Genomic DNA, 9,446 nt, shown 5'->3' on the forward strand with positions numbered 1-9,446 from the left:
CGTGACTCCTGCCCACTGGCTGGCTATTCCAGAATTGCTGCGGCTGCCTGCCCAGACCTATGCGTGGCGGGTAGATACCGACTTTTCTGAGTTGCCAACACTCACTCCCATCCAAGGAATTGTAACCGCTACTCACCGCCACACCTACTTAGAACTGCGTGCCGATGTGCAGACAATTGTTACTCTTTGTTGCGATCGCTGTTTGCAGTACTATAACCACCGCCTTGAGTGCACGACCACAGAACTGATCTGGCTGGCGGAAACTCCAACCAGTCAGCCCGAGGATGATCTCGTGGAAACCCTGCCTGCTAACGGTCACCTTGATCTGGCCGACTGGCTCTACCAGCAACTGTGCCTTGCCCTGCCCTACCCCAAGTACTGCGATCCCAATTGTGGCGGTATTCATCCCCCCACTCCTGCGGAAACTCCCATTGATCAACGCTGGGCGGCCTTGGCGCAACTGCAAGCGGCTCTGGAGCGGTCGGAACCATCGCCATGAATGCTCAGTCTGACCTTGAACTGTTGCTGCGGGCACGCTATCCCCTGTTGTATGTGGCCACAACAGAGGAAGAACGCCTTGAGGCGACACTGCACGCCATTAGCGATCGCCTGAATCAGCGCCCCATCTATATTTGGGATTTTGTCGAGGGGTATCAGGGCAATCCCAACGACGTGGGGGCGGCCAAGCGCAATCCCCTCAGTGCCCTTGAATTTGTTGAAAAACTACCGCCAGCAGCAGCGGCAATGGTTCTGCTGCGGGATTTTCATCGCTTTATTGAGGATGTGGCGGTCTCCCGCAAACTGCGCAACCTGGCACGGCAGCTCAAGTCCCAACCCAAAAACCTAATTCTGCTTGCGCCGACAGTGCAGTTGCCCCCAGAACTGCGGGATGTGATTACGGTGGTTGAGTTCCCCTTGCCGCAACGGGAGGAAATCCGTTGTGAACTCGTGAAGCTCTGCCAAAGCCTTGGCAATGTTCCCTCAGAACCCGTCCTCGATGAGCTAGTTCGAGCCTGTCAGGGCTTGACCCTTGAGCGAATTCGCCGCGTCATTGGTCGGATTATTGCCCTCCACGGTGTGGTGGACAACAGCCATGTGGATCTGATCTTGGAGGAGAAGCGACAAATTCTGCGGCAAACTCAAGTCCTTGAATTTTACCCCACTCAAGAGACGATTGCCGACATTGGCGGTCTGGATAATCTTAAGGAATGGTTGCTGCGGCGCGGCGGTGCCTTTTCTGAGCGGGCACGGCGCTATGGGCTACCCTATCCGCGCGGGGTGCTGCTGGTGGGAATTCAGGGCACGGGGAAGTCCCTGACAGCGAAGGCGATCGCCCACCAATGGCACTTGCCCCTGTTGCGATTGGATGTGGGCCGGCTCTTTGGGGGTCTGGTGGGGGAATCCGAAGCGCGTACCCGTGAGATGATTCAGATTGCCGAAGCCCTAGCCCCCTGTGTTCTCTGGATTGATGAGATGGATAAAGCCTTTGCGGGCATTGATGGTCGAGGGGATGGCGGTACCAGTAGCCGCGTTTTCGGCACAATTCTCACTTGGCTGGCCGAGAAGACCTCCGCCGTTTTTGTGGTGGCGACGGCGAATAACATTCAAGTGTTGCCCCCAGAATTGCTGCGTAAGGGGCGCTTTGATGAAATCTTTTTTGTGGGGCTGCCCAATGTGGAGGAGCGGCGAGCAATTTTTGAAGTGCACCTCAGTCGCGTGCGGCGCGATCGCCTGCAAAACTACGATCTAGAGCGCCTAGCCTACGAAACCATTGACTTTTCTGGGGCTGAAATTGAGCAATGTATCATTGAAGCCATGCACCTTGCCTTTAGCCAAGATCGCGACTTTACCACCGAAGATCTCCTCCAGGCAGCCAGTGAAATTGTCCCCTTGGCACGAACCGCTCGCGAACAGGTGCAGCAGTTACAGGAATGGGCGGCCTCCGGGCGGGCACGGTTTGCCTCACGGGTCTTGTCTCCCTCCACAGGGCGTTAGATCATGAGATCATGAAACCAGTTGTACGTGTACTGCAATGGCTTTTGGGAATCTTTTTGGGTTTCAGCTTGATTGCCCTTGTGGCCGCAGCCCTCATTACGCCCCTCGTCTTTAACTTGCTCTGGTCACCGCCGCGTCCTAATGTTGAGGCACAAAGTTCCCCAGAACCAGTAGAACCAGTGCCAAATTCAAGCAGCCCTCCCCCTGAACCGACCCCTACTCCCTCGCCGCCAACGCAGCCCGAAGGGCGGGTTATTTATGGAGACGGCTTGCGGTTGCGCGATCGCCCCAGTCGCGAGGCCAATGCCCTAGGGGGTGTGGCCTTTGATGAAGTGGTGACCATCCTAGAGCGCAGCGAGGATGGCGAATGGCTCAAGGTTCGCACTAAAGAGAATCTGGAAGGCTGGGTACTGGCCTTTGGGGTGCAGGAAATAACGGCTGAATCCCCTACGCCAAGCGAGACGCCCCAATAGGTCACTCTAGCTATTGAGAAAATTCCTGCATTTGCTGAAACGAACGGTACTCGCGATCGCCACTGAGCCATTCCACCAGGGTGATTTTCACCCGTCCGCCCACATTGGGAGTGACCAAAAACTCCGCCTCTGCCCCGCTATCAATCACCCGATTGCGCAACTGGGTGAATCCCGCTTCGAGGAGTCGTTTGCTCGGTGAGTCATAGATTTCGTAGTAGATCTGGACATTGCGTGCTGGTGTGGCCGTTTCGTTGCGCACCCGCCCCGTTAGGCGGTGGTACCAGACACCTGCAATATTCTCGCTCTGCAATTGAACATCGGTGACTCGCACCACTTTAGGCGCTTCACGGCGGCGGGCGATCGCGGGCCTACCATCAAAAAACAAGACCCCGACACCGCTTGTCAGCAGCAGACCGCAGAGCCAAATTGCGCGTAAACCAAGCATTATTCTCTACCCGATGTGACAATAATAGAGTCTAAGACGGAATATGCAGTGGGAGCGATCGCCTAGGCGGTTCCATTGACCTTGAGGATACCACCCTAGGGACTGCTGCCCGGAGTCTGTACCTGCTGGATTGGATTCACCCCACTTATCCTATGCCAACTGTTCATGTGATTGGTCTCGGTCGCTCTGGCATCGCCGCCGCCCGTTTACTGAAACGTCAAGGCTGGCAAGTGGAGGTGAGTGATAGGCGCCAAACCCCTGCCTTACAATCCCAGCAGCAACTCCTCGAAGCCGAAGGCATTGCCGTTCAACTCAACTACGACTTTGATCTGCAAACCCTTGCTCATGTTGGCCTGCAAATACCCCATGAAATTGTCATTAGTCCCGGTGTGCCTTGGAACTCGCCCGCTTTGATTGCCGCTCGCCAAGCAGGCATCCCCGTGCGGGGGGAAGTGGCAATTGCGTGGCAGGCCCTTGGCCATCTGCCGTGGGTCTGTATTACGGGCACCAACGGCAAAACAACCACCACCGCCCTCACTGCTGCCATCTTTCAGGCAGCGGGGTACAATGCTCCCGCCTGTGGCAACATCGGCAATAGTATTTGCGAGGTGGCTTTAACCGCCCACACCCTTGATTGGGTGATTGCCGAGATTAGTAGCTATCAATTGGAGTCCAGCCCCCCCCTGCAACCCCAATTTGCCCTTTGGACCACCCTCACCCCGGATCACTTGGAACGCCACGGCACCCTTGAGGCCTATGTGGAAACCAAAGCCCACCTAATGAACGGGGCTAAACAGGTGATCCTCAATGGGGATGATCCCTACCTGCGTCAGCACATGGTCAATCGCTGGCCACAAGCTTGGTGGATCACTACCCAGGGGGCGGCCGCCCTACCCAAGGGGATTGCCCAGGGCATCTATATTGCTGGGGATCAGGTGTGGGTTCAGGATCAGCCTCTGCTGCCCACCCATGTCTTGCAGATGCCGGGTCAACACAATCAGCAAAACTTTCTGCTTGCGGTGGCAGCGGCACACCTGGCGGGGATTCCTGCGGCAACTATTGCCAAAGCGGTGGCGGGGTTTAACGGTGTGCCCCATCGTCTAGAGCGCATTCGCCAATGGCGACAGGTGGCGTGGATCAACGACAGTAAGGCCACCAATTATGACGCCGCCGAAATTGGGTTGCGTTCTGTAACCGGCCCTGTGATTCTCATTGCCGGTGGGCAGGCGAAAAAGGGGGATGATCGCGCTTGGCTCAACTTAATTCAGGAAAAAGTTGCTTGGGTGCTCTTAATTGGTGAAGCGGCACCGCAGTTTGCGCAGCGTCTAGAAGCCATCGGCTTTACAAATTATGAGATCATAGAGACACTGGATCGGGCAGTGGCGGCGGCTGCTGAACTGGTGACCCAGTACCCAATCAAAACTGTACTCTTTTCCCCTGCCTGTGCCAGCTTTGACCAATATCAAAATTTTGAAGAACGCGGTAATCACTTTCGTCAACTGTGCTTAGAGCTATGAGCCAATCTGCGGCCTCGGGTCACTGGTGGAATCGCCTTTCTATTCCCAGTCGGTTTCTAATTATTGGCTTGGCAGGGCCTATCCTGACGCTCAATTTTTGGGCATTTGCCACTGTTCTCAAGTTCTTCGGGCCTTTGGTTGCGGTGCTTGTTCTTGCCTCCCTATTTGCCTTTTTGCTGAACTATCCAGTGCGCTGGATGGAAGAACAGGGCAATCCGCGGGGGCCGTCGGCAGTGGTTGTCTTTCTGCTGGCACTGGTTTTGATTGCCATCATTGCCTTGGTCGTGGTGCCCAATCTCTTTAATCAGGCGCAGCAGCTCATTGCCCGCCTGCCAGAGTGGTTTAACTCTAGCCAACGCCGACTCTTGGAATTTGGGCTGTGGGTGGATTCCCTCAATTTACCGGTCACGGTAGATGTGGATGCCCTTGCCAACCAGTTGCTGGAAAAACTCAAGGATCAACTGCAAAGCTTAGCGCGGGAGGCGCTGAATTTAATTTTGGGCACGGTGAGCAGTGTGGTGGATGTGCTGATTAATTTCATTTTGACTGTTGTTCTCACCTTCTATTTACTTCAGCACGGTGACGAACTGTGGGAGGGTCTGCTCAGTTGGTTGCCCGATACGCTGCGCCCCACAGTCTCAGAAACCATTCGCCGTAGTTTTGAGAGCTATTTTATCGGTCAATTGGTGCTGGGGCTGTGCATGGGCATTGGCTTGACCACAATTTTTATCTTTTTGAAGGTACCCTATGGCTTACTCTTTGGGGTGATCATTGGCGTGATGGCCTTGGTGCCCTTTGGCGGCACGGTGGGAATTATTTCCATTAGTTTACTGGTGGCACTTCAGGATGTTTGGCTCTCCCTCAAGGTGGCGGGATTTTCGTTTCTCTTTCAGCAGTTTCTTGAAAATGTGGTGGCTCCCCGTATTATTGGCAGCTTTACGGGTCTGAATCCGGTGTGGGTCTTTTTAGCAATTCTGACGGGGGCGCGGGCATCGGGCTTGGTGGGGGTCTTGATTGCAGTGCCGATCGCCGTGGTGATTAAAACCTTCCTTGTGAGCGTGCGATCGCGCCTTAATACCGAGGATGTGGATACCACCCTTGCGCTACCCGACAATCCGCCCCCCTTACCCCCTGTTTCTTCCTCGATGAAGCCCTCCTCGGTGGAGTAGAACCATGCGGCGTGCCCTTCATCCCGGAATTGTTACCTCCCTTGTTTTGATCGGTACAACCGCCGCCATTACCCTTGTCACGGCTTTGATCGGCTACCATTTGGGGCGAGAGTCATTGCGCGGTGTATCCCAGCCGGTGGTGAATCCCATCCTTGGCAGTGCCGTGAATGCAAATGATCAAAGCCAAGGGGAGCGATCGCCCATTCTGGACGAAGCACAGATCATTGCCCAAACCAAGGCTCGCATTGCCGAAATGACCCAAAGCTCTGGCGATCGCGAGATTGTGCCGGCCCCCACCGCCTCCAATGAACCGCCGGCAACGGACTCAGAAGCCAGTCGGCCATTGCCCATTGTGGCTGAGGACAAGGGAGTGCGCTTGGAAATTAGCCGTGTGGACACTATTGGCCAAGATTTAGCCCTGCACGTTAGCTTGAAAAACGACAGTAGCCAAGGGGTACAGTTTATCTACACCTTCCTCGAAATCAAAAATGACAAAGGCACCCTTTTGAGCGCCCTGACCGAAGGCCTACCGACGGAATTGCCCGCCGGCAGTGATCTGGTCAAAGGCACGATTCTTATTCCCAAAAGCCTCCTCGGTAATACAAAAACCTTGACCCTGCGCCTTGCTAGCTATCCCAATCAGGATGTGCAATTGCAAGCTGCCAATATTCCCGTGGAGTAGCCATGCCCGCCGCTGAATTTGTTCAAAAATGCCTGAGTGCTCGCGATTGGGTGCGGGTACGGGCGGATCTGACGGGCAAGACCACGTTTATCGCGTGGCAGGGAGCCGTGTATAGCTTTGTTCCCCAAGAGCGTCACCGTCATCTATTCAACATTGTTGGCATGAGTGCCGCTCGCTGTTTGCCCCATCCGGAGGGGGGGTGGTATTTTCTCTCCCGTGAGTTGACGTTTTATCTTGATCCGGAGCGTCAATCGGTGTGTGATCGCTGACACAACCCTTGGACAGAAGAAACAGTGCCTGTCCTTCCCGTGGTTAATGATCCCGTGCAGGGGCTATTTCGCCGCGAGGTGCCTGCTCAAGTCAGTGAACACACCACTACCTTTCAGTTTGATCTGTTTCCCTATTACGACAACCCCCTTGGGGGTGAGGAACGGTTTCGGCCCTACAGCCCCCAGCCCATCTACCAAGTGGCGGAACTCTTTAAGCTCACGGTGGCTACTGCTGATTTACAGCAGGATACGGAGACAATTGCCGATGTTCACTTGTGTTGGAGTCGAATTGGCCCTTGGCTGCCTTGGATGAAGATGGGCGATCGCCCCGGCTATCTCATTTATAGTGCCACAGGCTGCAAAGCCCTCACCGTTGAAGATTTACCCTCGCTTTTGCAAGAGCAATTAGAACGACTGCCCCGATACCGTGAAGCCCCTACCGAATATCGCGAGGGTGCCGATATGACTTCTTGGCTGTATTTTCAGGAGCACTTTGAGGCCTATTTGGAGGGGGCAGTGTTTCCAGGGACTTGATGAATACCAACCTGTTCCTATTCCCCTGGGGGCAGGCTATCCCCAACCGTAGTCAGCCTTTTTTGCTTAAATTAACCCTTGGGCAATCAGGGATTCGGCAATTTGCACCGCATTCAAGGCTGCTCCCTTACGGATTTGATCGCCACACAGCCACAGTTCAAGGGCATTGGGTTCGGAAATATCTTGGCGCAGCCGTCCCACCAGCACGGGATCCTTGCCTGTGGCCTCTAGGGGCATGGGAAAATAGTTGCGCTGCCAATCCTCAACAAACTGGACTCCTGCCGCCTGTTGTAGGCGATCGCGCGCCTCTTGCAGCGGAAAAGGCTCAAAAAATTCCACATTCAGCGCCTCTGAATGGGCACGCAGCACTGGAACTCGAACACAGGTAGCCGTCAGCCGCAACTCTGGGGCATGGAAAATTTTGCGGGTTTCATTGACCATCTTCATCTCCTCTTGGCAGTAGCCCTGCTCATTCAAAGGAGAATTGTGGGGAAACAGGTTAAAGGCCAAAGGGTAGGGAAAGACCTCTGTGCGCGGTGGCTGCCCCTTGAGAATATCGAGGGCTTGATCCTTGAGTTCTTGCATGGCCTTAGCTCCCGCCCCACTGGCAGACTGGTAGGTAGCCGCGACAATGCGCCGAATTGGCCGCACCCGATGCAATGGCCATAGTGCCACTGTCATCAAAATCGTGGTGCAGTTGGGATTGGCAATAATGCCTTGGTGTGTTTTTAGATCTTCAGGGTTGACTTCGGGCACCACCAAAGGCACATTGGGTTCCATGCGATAGGCACTGGAATTATCGATGGCGATCGCTCCCCCTTTGATGGCGATCGGTAGCCACTGCCGCGACACAGTTGCCCCCGCCGACGCCAAAATCAAATCCAGCCCCTTGAGGGTTTCCTCGCTCACCGCCTGTACCGGCAGCACCGTCCCACCAAAAGAGAGGGTTTGACCCGCTGAACGCGGTGAAGCCAAAAGACGCAACTCGGCTACTGGAAACGATCGCTCCGCCAAAATGGTCAAAATTTCCGTACCAACGGCACCTGTAGCCCCTAAGATGCCAACCCGTAATCCCTGTGCCAATGCCATGCCTCCTAGGAATATAAGCCCATTTTACGCTCCTTGAGAATGGGAGAATAGCCGAACCGGTTCAGTCCTTGGTTTTACCCCTCGGTAAGGGCAGGTGTAGTGGGGGTCAGTTTGGCCGCAGGCGGATTGAGATTAGTGGGAAGAATTTGCATTAGGCTTGCCATCTCAAGGGCGTTGAGGGCGTATTCCCAACCTTTGTTGCTTTTGATGCCGGCCCGTTCGAGCGCCTGTTGCATGGTGTCTGTGGTAAGGATGCCGTAGATAATGGGCACCCCGGTTTGCATCGAGGCGGTGGCAATGCCTTTGGTAACTTCAGCAGCCACATAGTCAAAGTGGGGAGTTTGGCCACGGATGATAGCACCCAAGCAGATAATTGCTGCGTAGCGACGACTAGCCGCCAGTTGAGCTGCCACTAGGGGAATTTCAAAACTACCGGGTACCCAAGCATAGTCCACTTGAGAACCATGGGGATTGGGGTCAACCCCATGGCGGCGCAGGCAATCTTGGCAGCCCTCTAGGAGCTTGGTTGTAATCAAGTCATTGAAGCGGGAAATCACGATGCCAAAGCGAGGGGTTCCCCGAACTGAATAGGTGCCTTCAAAAACAGCCATAGGTGGAGGTGCCAAATCTTACCCCAAAGAGTATAACCTGCAACCGCCTAGGCGGTGCGATCGCCCTGCTCCACAAGGGAGTGTTGGGACTGCCACCGCTGCACAATACCGGTTAATTTGGCAACGAACGGGTCAGGGGCTAAATCAGGATGAAATTCACTAATTCTTGTATCAGCACGGGGTTCTGAGGGACGGGAGGAGCCAGCTTCAGGCACACTAATCGGCAGTGACTGGCAGATGATGGCTTCAAACTCGCTGTTGAAGTGATAGATGGGTTGCTCACGCCGTTGCCACAGTTGTAAAATCTGCTCAACAGAGATGGCTTTATAGCGCCCTAGATAAAGGGCTTCAATGAGGGCGAGGCGAATCCAACGGGGCGGGAAGTGACGCAGCCAGCGATCTAAAATGGCTTCAACCGAGGAGCCATCGAGATCAAACCCATATTGACGTAGCAGGCGATCGGCAGCCTGAATGGCGGCATTGTTGCCAATGTGTGCCATGCGCCAATGTTGCACTCCCATAGGTATGGTGCCTCTATCATGCCACAAGTTATCCAAGGTCGCGGCTTTACGACAGAAGCTATAGAACCCAATCGGTGTAAAAAAGGCTGTATGGTAGAAAGGCAAGCCCTCCTACTTTTCACTTCACAAGTGCATCATGGT

At 54.6% G+C, this 9,446-nt stretch carries 10 protein-coding genes and 1 pseudogene; 7 read left to right on the forward strand and 4 right to left on the reverse strand.

Going from position 1 to position 9,446, the window contains the following annotated elements; all coding sequences use genetic code 11:
- The first annotated feature begins 1 nt into the window (after window position 1).
- The 3 genes from Q0683_RS08305 to Q0683_RS08315 are packed head-to-tail and all read left to right on the forward strand — an operon-like array spanning window position 2 to window position 2,468.
- Window positions 2-499 (forward strand): DUF177 domain-containing protein, encoded by a 498-nt coding sequence (locus tag Q0683_RS08305; RefSeq protein ID WP_298613658.1) that lies wholly within the window; start codon window positions 2-4, stop codon window positions 497-499.
- Window positions 496-1,995, forward strand: a complete 1,500-nt coding sequence (locus Q0683_RS08310; RefSeq protein WP_298617062.1) for an AAA family ATPase — start codon at window positions 496-498, stop codon at window positions 1,993-1,995. The genes Q0683_RS08305 and Q0683_RS08310 overlap by 4 nt, the downstream gene beginning before the upstream one ends.
- A gap of 11 nt (window positions 1,996-2,006) precedes the next feature.
- The gene (locus Q0683_RS08315) at window positions 2,007-2,468 is read left to right on the forward strand and encodes an SH3 domain-containing protein (protein ID WP_298613654.1); all 462 of its coding nucleotides are present in this window, start codon (window positions 2,007-2,009) and stop codon (window positions 2,466-2,468) included.
- 10 nt (window positions 2,469-2,478) lie between these two features.
- On the opposite strand, the gene Q0683_RS08320 is transcribed toward Q0683_RS08315, so the two are convergent.
- Window positions 2,479-2,913 carry a hypothetical protein gene (locus Q0683_RS08320; protein ID WP_298613652.1) on the reverse strand — a complete coding sequence of 145 codons (435 nt, stop codon included), beginning with the start codon at window positions 2,911-2,913 and terminating at the stop codon, window positions 2,479-2,481.
- 152 nt (window positions 2,914-3,065) lie between these two features.
- On the opposite strand from Q0683_RS08320, the gene murD reads away from it, so the two are divergent.
- The 4 genes and pseudogenes from murD to Q0683_RS08340 all read left to right on the forward strand — a co-directional run bounded on the left by murD (window position 3,066) and on the right by Q0683_RS08340 (window position 7,084).
- Complete coding sequence (gene murD / locus Q0683_RS08325; RefSeq protein ID WP_298617063.1) at window positions 3,066-4,430, forward strand: UDP-N-acetylmuramoyl-L-alanine--D-glutamate ligase; 1,365 nt, start codon at window positions 3,066-3,068, stop codon at window positions 4,428-4,430.
- Window positions 4,427-5,599 carry an AI-2E family transporter gene (locus Q0683_RS08330; RefSeq protein WP_298977258.1) on the forward strand — a complete coding sequence of 391 codons (1,173 nt, stop codon included), beginning with the start codon at window positions 4,427-4,429 and terminating at the stop codon, window positions 5,597-5,599. The genes murD and Q0683_RS08330 overlap by 4 nt, the downstream gene beginning before the upstream one ends.
- 4 nt (window positions 5,600-5,603) lie before the next feature.
- Complete coding sequence (locus Q0683_RS08335) at window positions 5,604-6,281, forward strand: hypothetical protein (protein ID WP_298977260.1); 678 nt, start codon at window positions 5,604-5,606, stop codon at window positions 6,279-6,281.
- Between the two features lie 2 nt (window positions 6,282-6,283).
- A pseudogene (locus Q0683_RS08340) lies at window positions 6,284-7,084 on the forward strand (DUF1838 domain-containing protein).
- A 66-nt stretch (window positions 7,085-7,150) separates the two neighbouring features.
- Here Q0683_RS08340 and Q0683_RS08345 read toward each other — a convergent pair.
- From Q0683_RS08345 to Q0683_RS08355, 3 genes are all read right to left on the reverse strand, one after another.
- On the reverse strand, window positions 7,151-8,173 hold the full coding sequence (locus tag Q0683_RS08345; RefSeq protein ID WP_298617069.1) for an aspartate-semialdehyde dehydrogenase: 1,023 nt from the start codon (window positions 8,171-8,173) through the stop codon (window positions 7,151-7,153).
- Between the two features lie 74 nt (window positions 8,174-8,247).
- Complete coding sequence (ribH, locus tag Q0683_RS08350) at window positions 8,248-8,784, reverse strand: 6,7-dimethyl-8-ribityllumazine synthase (protein ID WP_298977263.1); 537 nt, start codon at window positions 8,782-8,784, stop codon at window positions 8,248-8,250.
- Between the two features lie 47 nt (window positions 8,785-8,831).
- Window positions 8,832-9,305 (reverse strand): hypothetical protein, encoded by a 474-nt coding sequence (locus Q0683_RS08355; protein ID WP_298977265.1) that lies wholly within the window; start codon window positions 9,303-9,305, stop codon window positions 8,832-8,834.
- Window positions 9,306-9,446: the final 141 nt, after the last annotated feature.

Origin of the sequence: uncultured Thermosynechococcus sp., assembly GCF_938074695.1 — a bacterium.
Lineage (GTDB): Bacteria > Cyanobacteriota > Cyanobacteriia > Thermosynechococcales > Thermosynechococcaceae > Thermosynechococcus.